Consider the following 16,100-nt stretch of genomic DNA (forward strand, 5'->3'; position numbering starts at 1 on the left):
TTTCCCCTCTTAGTGCGAGAACGGTCCCCGTCCGCGCAGCGCGTTCGCCACCATCATCAGCGCGAGCAGGAACGGCAGCGCGACGTACAGGCACCAGTGGACGCGATCGCCCACGGTTTCGCCCCATTTGCGCTTGAAGACCTGGAGGCGCGGCATGCCGGACGGGTTGGTGGCGCGCTTGTTCTTCACGTGCCACGCCATCCAGAAAAAGAAGATGGCAAATGCGACCGACAGGAAATTGATGTTACCCATGTTGAATGGCGATGGTTTTCAGTGTGGTGAATCCGTACAGGGCCTCGAAACCCTTCTCGCGGCCGTAGCCGGACTGGCCCGCGCCGCCGAAGGGCAGCTCCACGCCGCCGCCGGCGCCGTAGTTGTTGATGAAGACCTGGCCCGCGCGAAGTTTGCGTGCAAGGCGCATCTGGCGGCCGCCGTCGCGCGTCCATACGCCCGCGACGAGGCCGTAGGGCGTGCCATTGGCCAGCGCGAGCGCTTCTTCCTCGGTATCGAACGGCATGGCCGCGAGCAGCGGGCCGAAGACTTCTTCCTGCGCCAGGCGGTGCGTGGGCGGGACGTCGCGGAACAGCATCGGGACCTGATAGTAGCCGGCCTCCGGCGCTTCGCCGACGATATGTCCCTGCGCGACCACGGCGATGCCGGCATGCTGCGCGTCGGACACGAAGTCCCACACGCGTTGCTGCTGCTTGCGGCTGATCAGCGGGCCGCATTCGAGGTCGAGCGCGGAGGGGCCCACGCGCAGCGACTCGAAGACGCCCGCGAGCTGGTCGAGCAGCGCGTCGTAGACGGGCCGCTCGACGAGCAGGCGGCTGCCGGCCGAGCAGGTCTGGCCCGCGTTCTGCACGATGCCGTTGACGATCACGGGCAGCAGCGCGTCGAGGTCCGCGTCGGCGAACACGATCTGCGGCGACTTGCCGCCGAGCTCCAGCGTGACGGGCACGTGATGCTCGGCCGCGAGCTGGGCCACGAGCTTGCCGGTCTCGGGCGAGCCCGTGAACGAGAGATGGTTGATGTCCGGATGGCGCGCGAGCGCCGCACCGGCTTCATGGCCGTAACCGGTCACGATATTGAGCGCGCCCTCGGGCAGCCCGGCTTCGGCGGCAAGCTCCGCGACGCGCAGCAGCGACAGGCAGGCGTCCTCGGCGGGCTTCACCACGCAGGCATTGCCCGCGGCGAGCGCGGCACCGACGCTGCGGCCGAAGATCTGCAGCGGGTAATTCCACGGAATGATATGGCCCGTCACGCCATGCGGCTCGCGCACGGTCAGTACCGTATAGCCGGGCTGGTACGGAATCGTCTGGCCGTGCAGCTTGTCCACGGCACCGGCGTAGAACTCGAAATAGCGGGCCACGGCGCGCGCGTCGGCCTGCGCCTGGCGCAACGGCTTGCCGGTATCCCGCGCCTCGAGCGCGGCCAGCTCGTCCTCGTGCGCGATCAGCGTCAGCGCCACGCGATTGAGCAGCCGCACGCGGTCGGCCGGCGCCATCGCCCCCCAGGCACCCTCATACGCGCGCCGCGCGGCGTGCACGGCCACGCTGATATCGGTGCCATTCCCGCGCGCGATCTCGGCAAACGGCTCCCCGCTCGACGGATCGAACACCTTGATCCGCAACCCGGAGTCGGGTGCGATCAGACGGTTGGCTACGAAATGCTGGGCGTGCATGAATGTCTCCAGCTCATGAATTGAGCGAATGCCAATGCGGCATTATCGCGCATTCGCGGGCCCGGCTATAATGCCCGCCATCCGACAACACCAGCCATCTGGAGAATCCGCATGAGCTTCAACCTCGTCTCCCCGGGCAAGGACATTCCCAACGATTTCAACGTCATCATCGAAATCTCCGCCCAAAGCGATCCCGTGAAGTACGAGGCCGACAAGGAAACCGGCCTGCTGTTCGTGGACCGCTTTATCGGCACCGGCATGCGTTACCCGGCCAACTACGGCTTTATCCCGCAGACGCTGTCGGGCGACGGCGATCCCGTGGACGTGCTCGTGCTGTCGCCGTTCCCGATCCTGGCCGGCGCGGTGGTGCGCTGCCGTGCCCTCGGCATGCTGAAGATGACCGACGAAGGTGGCGTGGACGCCAAGCTGGTGGCCGTGCCCGTGGACAAGCTGTCCCCGGCCACCGCGTTCATGAAGGGTCTCTCGGACGTGCCGCAGAACCTGCTCGACCAGATCAAGCACTTCTTCGAGAACTACAAGGCACTCGAGCCGGGCAAGTGGGTCAAGGTGGACGGCTGGGCCGGCATCGAGGAAGCCCACAAGGAAATCGCGGACGGCGTGGCGAACTACAAGAAGTAAGCCGCACCCAGTCAGCCGCACGCGCCCGGATCCCGGGCCGCAGGACAAAACCGCCAGCGATGGCGGTTTTTTTATGCCTCAGCGCCTGGCGAACGGATTCCGGTCGTCGAGCTCGTCCAGATAGGCGCTCATCCCCTCGCGCTCCCGCTCCAGAAACCGCTCCACGGCATCGGCGAAGGACGGATGCGCCAGCCAGTGCGCCGACCGCGTCGCCACGGGCAGGAACCCGCGCGCCATCTTGTGCTCGCCCTGCGCGCCGCCCTCGAACGTGCCGATCCCCTCGGCAATGCAGAACTCCAGCGGCTGGTAGTACGCGGTCTCGAAATGCAGGCAGGGATGGTGCTCGAGCGCCCCCCAGTAGCGGCCATACAGCGTGCTGACTGCCGGATCGGCGTCATAGACCACCAGCGACGTCGCAATCGGCCGGCCCTCGCGCTCGGCCACGACCAGCAGCAGGTTCTCGGGCATTTCCGCCCCGATACGGCGGAAGAAGTCGAGATTCAGATAGGGCGTGGAATGGTGCTCGCGATAGGTCTGCCGGTAGCACCGGTTGAACAGCTTCCAGGCGTCATCGTCGATCTCCGCCCCGCGCAGCCAGCGGAACGTGATGCCGGCCTCGGCCACGCGCCGCCGCTCGGCCCGGATGTTCTTGCGCTTCTTCTGCGACAGCGTCGCGAGGAACGCCTCGAAATTCGCGTAGCCGGCGTTGGTCCAGTGGAACTGCACGCCGTGCCGCATCATCATGCCGGCTTCCTGCAGCAGCGGCTCCTCCTCGGCGGAGGGGTAGAGCACGTGCAGCGAGGACATGCCCGATTCCTCGGCCAGGGCCAGCGCCACGCGCACGAGCCATGCGCGCGCCTCGGCGCTCTCGGCCAGCAGCCGCGCCCCGCGTACCGGGGTGAACGGAATCGCGGACAGCCATTTCGGGTAATACTCGACGCCGTGGCGCTGATAGGCGTCGGCCCAGGCCCAGTCGAACACGTATTCGCCGTAGGAGTGCGCCTTGGCGTAGAGCGGCATCGCGGCGGCCAGGCGCGCGTCGGCACCGTCGCCGGCCCAGAGCGTCAGGTAGCGTGGCGACCAGCCCGTCTCGTCGGTCGCGCTGCCGCTCGCATGCAGTGCATGGAGAAAGGCATGGCGCAGGAACGGCGTGGGTTCCGGCTGGGCCGCGAGCAGCGCGTCCCATTGCGCGGGCGCGATGCGGCTCAGGTCCTCGACAATCTCGGTACGGAAATCGGCAAAGCGGGAATCGGACATCATGTCATGAACTGCCGCGACGGCGGCGCCGGACGAGTCTACCGGATTTGCCCCACCGATGTTGGCCGCACTCGGGCCGCCGACGCCCACGCGACGTAGAATGCGACTATGCACGGCGCAAGCCAGACCATCGAGCCACAAAAGGCAACCATGACGCATCCGTTCTTCAACCTGTATTCCCACGGCTTTGCGCGCGTGGCGGTGGGCGTGCCCGAGTGCCGCGTGGCCGATCCCGCGTTCAACGCCGAACAGACCATCGCGCTCGCGCGCGAGGCCGCGGCCAATGGCGCCGCACTCGTCGCGTTTCCCGAACTGGGCCTGTCGGCCTACACCTGCGACGACCTGTTCCACCAGCGCGCGCTGCTGCGCGAATGCGAACTGGCGCTGCAGCAGATCGTCGAGGCGTCGGCGACCATGGCGCCGGCCATCGTCGTCGGCATGCCGCTGCTGGTCGAGCACCAGCTGTTCAACTGCGCGGTGGTCGTGGCGGGCGGCGCGATCCGCGGCGTGGTGCCCAAGAGCTATCTGCCCAATTACTGGGAGTTCTACGAGGCGCGCCAGTTCAGTGCGGCCGACAACGCGACCGTCTCGCGCATCTCGCTGCTCGGCGCGACGGTGCCGTTCGGCGCGGGGCTGCTGTTCGAGGTGGAAAACATTCCGTTCTTCCGTTTCCACGTGGAGATCTGCGAGGACGTGTGGGTACCCGTGCCGCCGTCGTCGTTCGCGGCGCTGGCCGGTGCCACCGTGCTCGTGAACCTGTCCGCGTCGAATATCGTCATCGGCAAGGCCGGCTACCGGCATCAGCTCGTGTCGCAGCAGTCCGCGCGCTGCCTCGCGGCCTATCTGTACACGTCCGCGGGCAAGGGCGAATCGACGACCGACCTCGCATGGGATGGCCAGGCCCTGATCTACGAAAACGGCGAACTGCTCGGCGAGTCCGAGCGCTTTTCCGACAAGTCGCATCTGCTGTGCGCCGATGTCGATGTCGAACGGTTGTCGCGCGAACGCATGCACCAGGTGACGTTCGGCCATTCGGTGCGCCGCCATCGCGAGGAAGTGGCGCGCTTCGAGGTCGTGTCGTTCCGCGTGGACGTGCCCACGACCGAGGCGCTGCCGCTCGCGCGCCATGTCGCGCGCTTCCCGTACGTGCCCGCGGACCCGCGCCAGCGCGACGAGCGCTGCATGGAGGTCTACAACATCCAGGTCCAGGCGCTCGTGCAGCGGCTTTCGTCCAGCAAGCTGTCGAAGGTGGTCATCGGCGTATCGGGCGGGCTCGATTCCACGCATGCGCTGCTGGTCTGCGCGAAGGCGATGGACCGGCTGGGCCTGCCGCGTTCGAATATCCTCGCGTACACGATGCCGGGCTTTGCCACGAGCGACCGGACGCTGAAGCAGGCGCGCGAACTGATGGCGCGCGTGGGCTGCACCGCAAGCGAGATCGATATCCGCCCGAGCTGCATGGCGATGCTGAAGGACCTCGATCACCCGTACTCGCGCGGGGAGCCCGTGTACGACGTCACGTTCGAGAACGTGCAGGCCGGCGAGCGCACCAACCATCTGTTCCGGCTGGCCAACCATCACGGCGGGATCGTGATCGGCACCGGCGACCTCAGCGAGCTCGCGCTCGGCTGGTGTACCTACGGCGTGGGCGATCATATGTCGCACTACAGCGTCAACGCGAGCGTCCCGAAAACGCTGATCAGCCACCTCGTGCGCTGGGTCGCGGACACCGGACAGGTCGTGGAGGAGGGCAAGGACGTGCTGCTTGCCGTGCTCGATACCGATATCAGCCCCGAACTCGTGCCCGCGGGCGCGAAGCAGGGCGGCGAGGCAGACAAGGCCCCGGGCCAGAAGACCGAGCAGATCATCGGGCCGTACGAACTGCAGGACTTCAACCTCTATTACACGCTGCGCTTCGGTTTTTCGCCGTCGAAGGTCGCATTCCTGGCGCAGTCCGCATGGGGCGACCGCGAGCGCGGCGTCTGGCCGAATGGCCCGGAAGTCGCGCGCAACGCGTACGAACTCGCCGAAATCAAGCGCATCCTCGCGATCTTCGTCGATCGTTTCTTCCGCACGAGCCAGTTCAAACGCTCCTGTATTCCGAATGCACCGAAAGTGGGCTCGGGCGGATCGCTGTCGCCGCGCGGCGACTGGCGCGCGCCCAGCGACGCCGAATCGGTGGTGTGGATGCGGGATCTGGCGCGGATTCCGGACTGATGGAAAGGGCGGGGCAAGGGGGGTGAAACCGCCCAAGGTGGGCCAGCGCACGCTTTTTTCGAGGTGCCGCTGGCGCCGCGCCCGATCCGTCAGAATCGTTTCGCGTTAAAATCGGGCATCTTTGACGACAAAACGCAGGGGCCAGACATGAAGCAGATTACCGCGATCATCAAACCGTTCAAGCTCGACGAAGTGCGCGAGGCGCTGGCCGATGTGGGCGTGACCGGTCTGACGGTCACCGAGGTAAAGGGCTTCGGCCGCCAGAAGGGGCATACCGAGCTGTACCGCGGCGCCGAGTATGTCGTGGACTTCCTGCCCAAGATCAAGATCGAGGTCGTGGTGGCCGAGAACCAGCTCGACACCGTGCTCGATTCGATCGTCAAGGCCGCGCACACGGGCAAGATCGGCGACGGCAAGATCTTCGTCACCGAGATCGAGCGCGTGATTCGTATCCGCACGGGCGAGCAGGACGAAGCCGCGGTCTGAGTCCTCGGACCCCGCAAAAAAAACCGGCCCCGGCCGGTTTTTTTTATGTCTGCGCGTCTTGCGTACTCAGCTCGGCAGTTTCCATCCGAACTGCACGGACACCAGCCGCATCGTCATGGTGACGAGCGACCCCGCCAGTAGTGCCACCTCCTGATCGGCGCGCAGCCACGTCAGTCCCACATAGACCCAGCAGCCGACGAATGAACAGGTGGCATACGGCGACCGGTCGCGCAGGATCATCGGCACCTCGTTGCACAGCACGTCGCGCACCACGCCGCCGAACACCGCGGAGATGATGCCCATCATGACGGCAACGGTCGGCGTCATCTGCGCAACCAGCGCGAGCGACGTGCCCGTGACGGAAAACAGGCCGAGGCCGATCGCATCGGCCACGAGCATCGCGCGGTCGGATGCCACGGAGCTCACCACACGAAAGACGATGGCCGCGCCGATCGACATCGCGAAGATCAGCATCACGTAGTACTCGTGCTCGACCCAGTAGAACGGCCGGCGGTCCAGCAGCACGTCGCGCACGGTGCCGCCGCCGAATGCGGTGGCGAAGGCAACGATAAACGTGCCGACGGCATCGAGCCGCTGCTTGCGCGCATCGACCACGCCGGAGATGGCGAACGCGAGCACGCCGATGACCTCCATCACGTGGAGGATCAGGGGCAGGCGCCCCATCAGCAGGTCGAAGGGCAGATGCAAATGCATCAAGTGCGAGGCTGACGCAGCAATACCATCACGGCGCCGGCGCCGCCCTGCGTCTCGCGGGCCTGCACGAAGGCGATGACCTCTTCTTTCTGCACGAGCCAGCTGCGCACCTTGCCCTTGAGCACCGGCAGCTTGTCGGGCGAGCCATTGCCCTTGCCGTGGATCACGCGCACGCAGCGCACGCCGTTACGCACGGACCGGCGCAGGAACTCGGCCAGCGCCTCGCGCGCTTCCTCGCGGCGCAGGCCGTGCAGGTCGATCTTGTCCTGCGGCACCCATTCGCCGCGGCGCAGCTTGCGGATGACGTCGAGCCCGATGCCGGGACGGCGGAACGACATCTCCTCGGTGTCGAGCAGATTCTCGATATCGAACTCGTCCGATAACGAGGCCTCGAGCACGGCCTGGTCGTTCAGCTGGCTTTGCACCGGAACTGGTGCGGGATGTTGCGGGGGATGGCTCACGCGATTGCGATCGCGCAGCTGATTGACGCCGCCGATGCTGCTGCGGAAGACGTTGGCTTCCTCGTGCGCGCGCTGCGCGGCCGCCTCGGCGGCAATGCGCTCGGCCTCGCGCCGTTCGGCATCGGCCTTCAGACCGTCGCGCAGGCTGGCGAGATCGCCAAGGCCAAGGCGTTGTCCGGAAGGGCGGTTGGATTTGGGGGCGCCTTGCGACATGGAAACTTCTCCGTAAGCACGACGCCGATTATAGCCATCGCCCGCCGCCCCGGCCCCACCCGTGGGGAGGGGCGCGGCGGCGGCGCGGCTGACGCCTGCGATTACTTCAGCGCTTCGACGTAGCGCTGCGCGTCGAGCGCGGCCATGCAGCCCGTGGCCGCGCTGGTGATCGCCTGACGGTAGATCTGGTCCTGCACGTCGCCGGCCGCGAACACACCCGGGATGCTGGTCGCGGTGGCGTCGCCGTTCAGGCCGCTCTTGGTCACGATATAGCCGTTGTTCATCTCGAGCTGGCCCGTGAACAGATCGGTGTTCGGCTTGTGGCCGATCGCGATGAACACGCCCGCGAGCTGCTTCGCCTCGACGTCGCCGGTCTTGACGTTGCGGATGTTCACGCCCGTCACGCCCGAATCGTCACCGGTCACTTCGTCCAGCACGCTGTCGAAGCGGATCTCGACGCGGCCTTCCTGCGCGCGTTGCAGCAGGCGGTCGCGCAGGATCGGTTCCGCGCGGAAATCGTCGCGGCGATGGATCACGGTGACCTTGCTCGCGATGTGCGACAGGTACAGCGCTTCCTCGACCGCGGTATTGCCGCCGCCGACGACCGCGACTTCCTGGTTCTTGTAGAAGAAGCCGTCGCAGGTCGCGCAGGCGGATACGCCGCGGCCCATGAACGACTCTTCCGAGGGCAGGCCCAGGTACTGGGCCGAAGCGCCGGTGGCGATGATCAGGGCATCGCACGTGTATTCGCCCGCGTCGCCGATCAGCCGGATCGGGCGTTCGGTCAGCTTGGCCGTGTGAATGTGATCGAAGATGATTTCCGTGTTGAAGCGCTCGGCGTGCTCCAGGAAGCGCTGCATCAGTTCCGGGCCCTGCACGCCGTTGGCGTCGGCGGGCCAGTTTTCCACGTCGGTGGTGGTCATCAGCTGGCCGCCCTGGGCCAGGCCGGTGACGAGAACCGGGTTCAGGTTGGCGCGCGCCGCGTAGACGGCGGCGGTGTAACCCGCGGGCCCGGAGCCGAGAATCAGCACTTTTGCGTGTTTGGACATGATGCGTTCCTTTACTGGCGCGGCTTCCTCGCTGTGGAAGCCTCACGCCGGCTTGAATTCGAAGCCGCCATTATAAGTGGTGCGGCATTTGCTCACTGTTGCAAATTCCAATGGGGGCGATAGCCGCCGGCGAGGGTAAAATGGCCGCCATCGTCCACATTCGGCACTCCGTCTCCTGCATGGCCCGAGCTACCACGACAACCCGTACCGACCCGTCCGCGCTGCCTTCCCGCATCGGCAAGCTGCTCGGCGAAGTACGCTGGTTCCTGCTGCTAGCCGTCACGCTGGGTTTCCTCTGCGTGCTGGCCAGCTACAGCAAGGCGGACCCCGGCTGGTCCCACGCCAACCAGGTGGCCGATATCCACAATCTCGGCGGCCGCGTCGGCGCCTGGCTGGCCGATGTGCTGTTCTTCATCTTCGGCTTCTCCGCCTACTGGTGGAGCGTGCTGCTTCTGCGCCGCTGCTGGCGCGGCTGGCGCACGCTGACGGCCGAACTCCCCGAACGCGCGCACGCCGATGCCGGCGAGGGCAGCGCCGCGGTCAGCTGGATCGGCTTCACGCTCACGCTGGTATCGAGCATGGGCCTCGAGGCCATCCGCATGTATCCGCTGCGCGCGGCGCTGCCGCGCGCGCCGGGCGGCGTGCTCGGCGACCTGCTCGGCGGCTGGCTGCAGATCGCGCTCGGCTTCTCCGGCGCGACGCTGCTGCTGCTGACGATGTTCGCGATCGGTCTGTCGCTGTTCTTCCATTTCTCGTGGCTCTCCGTGGCCGAACACGTCGGCGGGTTCGTCGAGTCGCTGTTCCTCGGCTTCAAGGCGCGCCGCGAAAGCAAGCAGGACCGCATCATCGGCGAGGCCGCCAAGGTCGAGCGCACCGAGACCGTCGAGGTCCAGCGCGTGCGCATCGAGGAAGCCACGCCCGTGCAGATCGTGCGCCCGCAGGCCGTGCCCAAGCACGAGCGCGTGGAGCGCGAAAAGCAGCAGCCGCTGTTCGCCGACATCCAGGACTCCGACCTGCCGCCGCTGTCGCTGCTCGATCCGATTCCCGCGCATCAGGAAACCGTCAGCGCGGAAACGCTCGAGTTCACGTCGCGCCTGATCGAGAAGAAGCTCAAGGACTTCGGCGTCGAGGTCAAGGTCGTGGCCGCCTACCCGGGCCCCGTCATCACGCGTTACGAGATCGAGCCGGCCACGGGCGTCAAGGGCAGCCAGGTGGTGAACCTCGCGCGCGATCTCGCGCGCTCGCTGTCGCTGGTCTCGATCCGGGTCGTGGAGACGATTCCGGGCAAGAACTACATGGGGCTGGAGCTGCCGAATCCCAAGAGGCAGACCGTGCGTCTGTCGGAGATCCTCGGCTCGCAGGTGTACAACGAGAGCGCGTCGGCGCTGACGATGGCGCTCGGCAAGGACATCGCCGGCAAGCCGATGGTGGCCGACCTGGCCAGGATGCCGCACTGCATGGTGGCCGGCACGACGGGCTCGGGCAAGTCGGTGGGGATCAACGCGATGATCCTGTCGCTGCTCTACAAGGCCAAGGCCGAGAGCGTGCGGCTGATCCTGATCGACCCGAAGATGCTCGAAATGAGCGTCTACGAAGGCATTCCGCATCTGCTGTGCCCCGTGGTCACCGACATGCGCCAGGCCGGCAACGCGCTGAACTGGGCCGTCGGCGAGATGGAGCGCCGCTACAAGCTCATGAGCAAGCTCGGCGTGCGCAACCTCGCCGGCTACAACAAGAAGATCGAGGAAGCGGCCGCGAAGGAAGAGAAGATTCCGAATCCGTTCAGCCTGACGCCGGACGCGCCGGAGCCGCTCGAGAAGCTGCCGATGATCGTGATCGTCATCGACGAGCTGGCCGACCTGATGATGGTCGTCGGCAAGAAGGTCGAGGAACTGATCGCGCGTATCGCGCAGAAGGCACGCGCCGCGGGCCTGCACCTCGTGCTGGCCACGCAGCGGCCGTCGGTGGACGTGATCACGGGGCTGATCAAGGCCAACGTGCCCACGCGTATCGCGTTCCAGGTCAGCAGCAAGATCGACTCGCGCACGATCCTCGACCAGCAGGGCGCGGAAGCGCTGCTGGGCATGGGTGACATGCTGTACCTCGCGCCGGGCACGGGCCTGCCGATCCGCGTCCATGGCGCGTTCGTCTCCGACGATGAAGTGCACCGCGTGGTGGACAAGCTCAAGGAAGCGGGCGAGCCCAACTATATCGAGGGCATTCTCGAGGGCGGGCTCGTCGATGGCGATGGCGCCGGCGACAGCCTGGGCGGCGGCGCCGGTATCGGTGGTGGCGGTGCCGAGGCCGATCCGCTCTACGACCAGGCCGTCGAGGTCGTGATCAAGAACCGCCGCGCGTCCATCTCGCTCGTACAGCGGCACCTGCGCATCGGCTACAACCGCGCCGCGCGGCTGCTGGAAGACATGGAAAAGGCCGGGCTGGTCTCGGCGATGTCGGGCAACGGCAATCGCGACATCCTCGTACAGGGCGGTGCCGCCGGTGCGGGTGCCGGCGCCCGCGACGACGAGTAGTCGGCCGGCTAACGCGCTGTTACGTCCGTCACAGGCTGGCCGGGAATCCCCCGGCCGCGCCGCGCTCTAATCGGACAGACACCGGACAGACCGGACAGACCGGACAGACCCCAGGGAAAGGAAATAGACTCATGCGATTTCGCGTTTTTGCGTCCACCGTCGCGGCAGTGACGACCATGCTGGTCATGACGCCTGCCGCCCATGCTGCCGCCACCGACCAGCTGCAGAGCTTCGTGTCGAGCGTGAAGAGCGCGCGCGGCGAATTCACGCAGAAGCAGGTCAAGGGGCAGGGCGATATCCTCAAGGTGGCCGGCCAGTCGAGCGGGACCTTCACGTTCGCGCGGCCCGGCAAGTTCGTCTGGCGCTATACCAAGCCCTACGACCAGCTGCTGCAGGCCGACGGCCAGACGCTGTACATCTACGACAAGGACCTGAACCAGGTGACCGAGCGCAAGCTCGATGGCGCGCTGGGTTCGAGCCCCGCGGCGATCCTGTTCGGCAGCAACGACTTCGAGAAGAACTTCAATGTCGCCAATGGCCCGACGCGCGACGGTATCGAGTGGCTCGAGCTGACGCCGAAGTCGAAGGACACGCAGTTCGAACGCATCGGCATCGGTTTCAAGGGGGGTAATCTGGAGGCCATGGAACTGCGCGACGCGTTCGGCAATACCACGCTGCTCACGTTCACGAATATCCAGAAGAATCCTTCGCTGCCGGCGGACACGTTCCGGTTCGCGGTGCCGAAGGGCGCCGATGTCATGAAGCAATAAGGTCGATCGATGTCCCACGCCTCCATTCGTTACCTGCCCTTTGTCTCGCTGAGCACGGCGGCGACGCTGGCCGCGCTCGGTGCCGCCACGCTGATGTCGGGCTGCGCCGCGCCCGGCAGCAGCCGTCATTTCGACGTCGACGCCTTTCTGCGCGGTTCGGACACCGCGCTGCCCGAGGTCATCGGCAATGCCGACTTCCTCAAGGCCACGCGTGTCTCCACGACCGAGTGCGCGACGCTGCTGCAATCGCCGACCAGCGGCGCGCTCGAGGACCTGCCGCCCACGGGCCTGCGCCCCGCGTGGCTGCTGCATCCGGCCGGCACGCCCGACAAGGTGTGGCTGATCGTCAGTGAAACGGGGGGCGAGCGCAGCTGCCATGGTCCGCTGCCGGCCGATGCGATGAAGACGCTGGCCGAGCGCGCCAGGGGCTGACATGACAAATTTGTAATTTGACCCCCCTGATGCGAATGATTATCGTCATCGGCTGACATCCGCTCACGGAGAAGACGATGAGGAAGCTAGGGGGAGGCGCGGCTGGGGTGGCCGCGGCGGCCGCGTTGCTGAGTATTTCCATGGGCCTGCCTGCACAGGCAGTCGCTCAGGAAAAGGTGCTCAATCTGTACACCGCGCGCCACTATCAGACCGACGAGTCGCTGTACAACAACTTCACGCGACAGACCGGCATCAAGATCAACCGCATCGAGGGCCAGGAAGATCCGCTGCTCGAGCGCATCCGCAACGAAGGCGCCAACAGTCCCGCCGACGTGTTCATCACCGTCGATATCGGACGGCTCTGGCGCGCGCAGCAGGCCGGCGTCTTCGCCCCCGTGAAATCGAAGGTGCTGGAGTCCCGCATTCCCGCCAACTATCGCGACCCCGCCGGCGAATGGTTCGGTTTCTCGGCCCGCGCGCGCGTCATCGCGTACAACAAGACCGCCGTGAAGCCTGGCGATATCACGCGCTATGAGGACCTTGCCGATCCGAAATGGAAGGGCAAGGTGTGCACGCGGTCGAGCGGCCATGTCTATAACCTGTCGCTGGTATCGAGCCTGATCGCGCACGATGGCGAGGCGAAGACCGAAGCGTGGGCGCGTGGCGTCGCGGGCAACCTCGCGCGCGCGCCCAAGGGTGGCGATACCGATCAGCTCAAGGCCGTTGCGGCCGGCGAGTGCGATGTCGCGATCTCCAACACGTACTACATCGCACGCCTGCTCAAATCGACGAAGCCCGAAGACAAGGCCGTCTCCGAAAAGCTCGGCGTGGTGTGGCCGAACCAGTCGAGCCAGGGCGTGCACATGAATATTTCCGGCGGCGGCATGCTCAAGCATGCGCCGAACAAGGAAGCCGCCGTGAAGTTCCTCGAGTACCTGGCCAGCGACGAAGCACAGGCTTACTTCGCCGATGGCAACAACGAGTGGCCCGTGGTGCCGAGCGTGAAGATCGCGAACCCGGCGCTCGAGTCGCTCGGCACGTTCAAGGCCGACAGGATCGGCGTCGCCGAACTCGGCAAGTACCAGCCGGAAGCGCAGAAGCTCGTCGACAAGGCCGGCTACCGCTAATCCAGCATCCCGCTCAGAGCAGGAAGCGGCGATTGTCGTTGGGCGGGTACTGGGTCTCGACCTTGCGGAATTTCAGGCGCGTGCTGCTCGTGAGCTTGCGCTTGGCCATGCGTTTCTGCAGCTGGCGATGGACGGCGCCGATATGGCCGACCGAGCCCTGCTCATAGGGCTTGCCGTCGGTGGCGCCCGCGAGCCCGCCGCCCGCGGCGAGCGCGGCATTGGTTTCCGCGGCCGACTTCGCGATCAGCACGTCGAGCGCCTGCCGCGCGCGCACGGCGGCCTGGAGCATCGCATCGCCGGGGTTCGCACGCGCGCGCACGGCATCCTGCGGCAGGCGCACGTTGCCGGCCACGCGACGCAGCGCCGCACGCAGTTCGCCGCCATCGAGCGCGGCTTCCTGCACGATCCACACGGCATCGTGGCGCAGCCAGCCCTCGACGTCCTGCAGGCGCCGCAGCAGCGCCGGCATGAGCATGCGGCCGCCGAAACGGCGTCCGCGGCGAATCGCATGCAGGCCGATACGGCGCATCTGCGGGTTGTCGCTGTCGATCAGATCCGCGATGACCCGGTCCGCGTCGTCCTGCGACTCCATCAGCTCGGCGAACTGGCCGGCCAGCGAAATCTCCTCCACATTGCTCAGCTTGTTCTTCGCCGCCAGCCTGGAAGTCTTGAACAACAACATGCGGTAACGCAGCATAAATACCCTCGAACGGAATAGCCGAAAAATACCTGCTCGTGGCCGCGCGTGAAGACAGGGGCCATTGGCGGTTGTCGGCATCTGCCGGGGAAACTTTAGCTAAGTGTTTACCCTGATCGCGCGTGACAGCAGGATCACAGGGAGGATGCCCACCGCGACGATGACGAGGGAAGCGGTGGCCGCCTCGGCCAGCCGCTCGTCGGCGGCGAGGTTGTACGCCTGCACGGCCAGCGTGTCGAAATTGAACGGCCGCATCACGAACGTCGCGGGCAATTCCTTCATGACGTCGACGAACACGATCAGCGCGGCGGTGAGCAGGCTGCCGCGCAGCATCGGCGCATGGACGCGCCGCAGCGTCGCGGCCGGGCCGTGTCCGAGGCTGCGCGCCGCGCTGTCCATGGCCGGCGTGATGCGCGCCAGTCCCGCATTGACCGACTGCAGCGCCACGCCCAGGAATCGCACGAGGTACGCGTAGACGAGCGCGGTCATGCCGCCCGTCAGCAGCAGGCCGACCGACAGGTCGAGATGCCGCTGCAGCCAGTCGGCCAGCGCGTTGTCGAGGCGCGCCACGGGCACGAGCACGCCCACGGCGATCACGGATCCCGGCAGCGCGTAGCCCATGCCGCAAAGCCGCGTAAGCATGCGCACGAAGCGCGCGCGCAGTCCGCCGGGCGCGCCGCGTCCCGCGTAGCCGATGGCCAGTGCCACGAGCACCGCGGCCGCGGCCGTCACGCTTGCGAGCGTAAAGCTGTTGCGCACGAGCGCGATAAAGCGCGGACCGAACTGTGCGTCTCCCTCGGCGAACGCCATGCGGCACAGCATCAGCGCGGGGATCAGAAAGCCCAGCAGCACGGGCAGCGCGCAGACGCCCGTCGCGAGCCAGCCATGCCAGCCCGCGAGCGTGCGCGCCTGCGGACGCCGGTGGCCGGCACGCGCATCGTCGTGAACCTTCGCGCGGCCGCGGTTCATGCGTTCGAGCCAGAGAATGCCGATCACGAACAGCATCAGGCAGGCCGACAGCTGCGCGGCGGCCAGCTTGTCGCCAAGCGAGAACCACGCGCGGAAGATGCCGGTCGAGAATGTCGGGATGCCGAAGTACGCGACGGTGCCGAAGTCCGCGAGCGTTTCCATGAGCGCGAGGACCGTGCCCGCGAGAATGCCGGGCCACGCGAGCGGCAGCGTGACGTGCCATGCCACGCGCCATGGGCCATGGCCGAGCAGGCGCGCGGCCTCGAGCGCGCTGGCACCCTGTTGCAGGAACGCGGCGCGCGCGGTCAGGTAGACGTAGGGATAGAGCACGAGCGTGAACAGCACGATCGCGCCGCCGATCGAGCGGATATCGGGAAACCAGTATTCGCGCGCGCGCCAGCCGGTGACCTCGCGCAGCCACGTCTGTACGGGCCCCGCGAACTGGAGCGCGTCGGTATAGGCGTACGCGATGACATAGGCGGGCATCGCGAGCGGCAGTACCAGCGCCCACTCCATCAGGCCGCGTCCCGGAAAGCGGCACATCGCGGTCAGCCAGGCCGTGGGGACGCCGATCAGCAGCACGCCCGCCATGACGCCGGCCAGCAGCACCAGCGTATTGCCGATGTACTCGGCCAGCACCGTCTCGACGAGATGCCGCCATGTGTCGGTGGCCGGTGCGAGCACGCTCGCGGCCACCACGCCCAGCGGAATGACGATCAGCAACGCCATCAGGCATGCGACGGTGGTCAGCGGCGGAGGCAGGAAGCGTCGGCGGTGGCGGTCGAGCAGGAGCATGGGAGAGCCGGAACGGCAAAGCGTCGGGATTCGCGCATTCTAGCGTCGTGGCTCCTTATAAT

Annotated in this window: 15 protein-coding genes; 7 read left to right on the plus strand and 8 right to left on the minus strand. The window is 66.6% G+C overall.

The annotated features are described in order from the left end of the window. Positions 1-9 precede the first annotated feature (9 nt). Positions 10-252, minus strand: a complete 243-nt coding sequence (locus FOB72_RS01620; protein ID WP_150370937.1) for a hypothetical protein — start codon at positions 250-252, stop codon at positions 10-12. After that, positions 245-1,681, minus strand: a complete 1,437-nt coding sequence (locus FOB72_RS01625) for an aldehyde dehydrogenase family protein (protein WP_150370938.1) — start codon at positions 1,679-1,681, stop codon at positions 245-247. The genes FOB72_RS01620 and FOB72_RS01625 overlap by 8 nt, the downstream gene beginning before the upstream one ends. 111 nt (positions 1,682-1,792) lie before the next feature. Between FOB72_RS01625 and ppa the strand changes: the two genes are divergently transcribed. Next, positions 1,793-2,320, plus strand: a complete 528-nt coding sequence (ppa, locus tag FOB72_RS01630; protein WP_150370939.1) for an inorganic diphosphatase — start codon at positions 1,793-1,795, stop codon at positions 2,318-2,320. Positions 2,321-2,398: 78 nt separating this feature from the next. On the opposite strand, the gene FOB72_RS01635 is transcribed toward ppa, so the two are convergent. Then, positions 2,399-3,577 (minus strand): GNAT family N-acetyltransferase, encoded by a 1,179-nt coding sequence (locus tag FOB72_RS01635; RefSeq protein ID WP_150373703.1) that lies wholly within the window; start codon positions 3,575-3,577, stop codon positions 2,399-2,401. Positions 3,578-3,727: 150 nt separating this feature from the next. Here FOB72_RS01635 and FOB72_RS01640 point away from each other — a divergent pair, with 150 nt between their 5' ends. Together FOB72_RS01640 and glnK are read left to right on the plus strand one after the other, a co-directional pair. Beyond that, complete coding sequence (locus FOB72_RS01640) at positions 3,728-5,794, plus strand: NAD(+) synthase (protein ID WP_150370940.1); 2,067 nt, start codon at positions 3,728-3,730, stop codon at positions 5,792-5,794. A gap of 147 nt (positions 5,795-5,941) precedes the next feature. Then, positions 5,942-6,280, plus strand: coding sequence for a P-II family nitrogen regulator (gene glnK, locus FOB72_RS01645; protein WP_061957551.1), 339 nt, complete (start codon positions 5,942-5,944; stop codon positions 6,278-6,280). 66 nt (positions 6,281-6,346) lie between these two features. Here glnK and FOB72_RS01650 read toward each other — a convergent pair whose 3' ends face one another. From FOB72_RS01650 to trxB, 3 genes are all read right to left on the minus strand, one after another. Continuing rightward, positions 6,347-6,994, minus strand: coding sequence for a trimeric intracellular cation channel family protein (locus tag FOB72_RS01650; protein ID WP_150370941.1), 648 nt, complete (start codon positions 6,992-6,994; stop codon positions 6,347-6,349). After that, complete coding sequence (locus FOB72_RS01655) at positions 6,994-7,668, minus strand: Smr/MutS family protein (protein WP_150370942.1); 675 nt, start codon at positions 7,666-7,668, stop codon at positions 6,994-6,996. Before FOB72_RS01655 ends, FOB72_RS01650 begins: the two co-directional genes overlap by 1 nt. A gap of 101 nt (positions 7,669-7,769) precedes the next feature. Next, positions 7,770-8,717, minus strand: a complete 948-nt coding sequence (gene trxB / locus FOB72_RS01660; protein ID WP_150370943.1) for a thioredoxin-disulfide reductase — start codon at positions 8,715-8,717, stop codon at positions 7,770-7,772. Positions 8,718-8,896: 179 nt separating this feature from the next. Here trxB and FOB72_RS01665 point away from each other — a divergent pair, with 179 nt between their 5' ends. From FOB72_RS01665 to FOB72_RS01680, 4 genes are all read left to right on the plus strand, one after another. Then, positions 8,897-11,248 carry a DNA translocase FtsK gene (locus tag FOB72_RS01665; protein ID WP_150370944.1) on the plus strand — a complete coding sequence of 784 codons (2,352 nt, stop codon included), beginning with the start codon at positions 8,897-8,899 and terminating at the stop codon, positions 11,246-11,248. 176 nt (positions 11,249-11,424) lie between these two features. Then, on the plus strand, positions 11,425-12,018 hold the full coding sequence (gene lolA, locus FOB72_RS01670; RefSeq protein ID WP_317889538.1) for an outer membrane lipoprotein chaperone LolA: 594 nt from the start codon (positions 11,425-11,427) through the stop codon (positions 12,016-12,018). A 9-nt stretch (positions 12,019-12,027) separates the two neighbouring features. Next, complete coding sequence (locus tag FOB72_RS01675) at positions 12,028-12,450, plus strand: hypothetical protein (protein ID WP_150370946.1); 423 nt, start codon at positions 12,028-12,030, stop codon at positions 12,448-12,450. Positions 12,451-12,527: 77 nt separating this feature from the next. Then, positions 12,528-13,577, plus strand: coding sequence for a Fe(3+) ABC transporter substrate-binding protein (locus tag FOB72_RS01680; protein WP_150370947.1), 1,050 nt, complete (start codon positions 12,528-12,530; stop codon positions 13,575-13,577). Positions 13,578-13,590: 13 nt separating this feature from the next. Here FOB72_RS01680 and FOB72_RS01685 read toward each other — a convergent pair whose 3' ends face one another. Together FOB72_RS01685 and FOB72_RS01690 are read right to left on the minus strand one after the other, a co-directional pair. Beyond that, complete coding sequence (locus FOB72_RS01685) at positions 13,591-14,259, minus strand: hypothetical protein (protein ID WP_223851386.1); 669 nt, start codon at positions 14,257-14,259, stop codon at positions 13,591-13,593. Positions 14,260-14,373: 114 nt separating this feature from the next. Then, positions 14,374-16,038 (minus strand): ABC transporter permease, encoded by a 1,665-nt coding sequence (locus FOB72_RS01690; protein WP_150370949.1) that lies wholly within the window; start codon positions 16,036-16,038, stop codon positions 14,374-14,376. Between the last annotated feature and the right edge of the window lie 62 nt (positions 16,039-16,100).

This window comes from Cupriavidus pauculus, assembly GCF_008693385.1.
In the GTDB taxonomy this organism is placed as follows: domain Bacteria; phylum Pseudomonadota; class Gammaproteobacteria; order Burkholderiales; family Burkholderiaceae; genus Cupriavidus; species Cupriavidus pauculus_D.

Excerpts from the sequence above, each read along its gene's own strand:
- FOB72_RS01675 (WP_150370946.1), top strand. The coding sequence starts at position 12,028 with ATGTCCCACGCCTCCATTCGTTACCTGCCCTTTGTCTCGCTGAGCACG.
- lolA (WP_317889538.1), top strand. The coding sequence starts at position 11,425 with ATGCTGGTCATGACGCCTGCCGCCCATGCTGCCGCCACCGACCAGCTG.
- FOB72_RS01625 (WP_150370938.1), bottom strand. The coding sequence starts at position 1,681 with ATGCACGCCCAGCATTTCGTAGCCAACCGTCTGATCGCACCCGACTCC.
- FOB72_RS01620 (WP_150370937.1), bottom strand. The coding sequence starts at position 252 with ATGGGTAACATCAATTTCCTGTCGGTCGCATTTGCCATCTTCTTTTTC.
- FOB72_RS01655 (WP_150370942.1), bottom strand. The coding sequence starts at position 7,668 with ATGTCGCAAGGCGCCCCCAAATCCAACCGCCCTTCCGGACAACGCCTT.
- FOB72_RS01680 (WP_150370947.1), top strand. The coding sequence starts at position 12,528 with ATGAGGAAGCTAGGGGGAGGCGCGGCTGGGGTGGCCGCGGCGGCCGCG.
- ppa (WP_150370939.1), top strand. The coding sequence starts at position 1,793 with ATGAGCTTCAACCTCGTCTCCCCGGGCAAGGACATTCCCAACGATTTC.
- FOB72_RS01650 (WP_150370941.1), bottom strand. The coding sequence starts at position 6,994 with ATGCATTTGCATCTGCCCTTCGACCTGCTGATGGGGCGCCTGCCCCTG.
- glnK (WP_061957551.1), top strand. The coding sequence starts at position 5,942 with ATGAAGCAGATTACCGCGATCATCAAACCGTTCAAGCTCGACGAAGTG.
- FOB72_RS01635 (WP_150373703.1), bottom strand. The coding sequence starts at position 3,577 with ATGTCCGATTCCCGCTTTGCCGATTTCCGTACCGAGATTGTCGAGGAC.
- trxB (WP_150370943.1), bottom strand. The coding sequence starts at position 8,717 with ATGTCCAAACACGCAAAAGTGCTGATTCTCGGCTCCGGGCCCGCGGGT.
- FOB72_RS01685 (WP_223851386.1), bottom strand. The coding sequence starts at position 14,259 with ATGTTGTTGTTCAAGACTTCCAGGCTGGCGGCGAAGAACAAGCTGAGC.
- FOB72_RS01665 (WP_150370944.1), top strand. The coding sequence starts at position 8,897 with ATGGCCCGAGCTACCACGACAACCCGTACCGACCCGTCCGCGCTGCCT.
- FOB72_RS01640 (WP_150370940.1), top strand. The coding sequence starts at position 3,728 with ATGACGCATCCGTTCTTCAACCTGTATTCCCACGGCTTTGCGCGCGTG.
- FOB72_RS01690 (WP_150370949.1), bottom strand. The coding sequence starts at position 16,038 with ATGCTCCTGCTCGACCGCCACCGCCGACGCTTCCTGCCTCCGCCGCTG.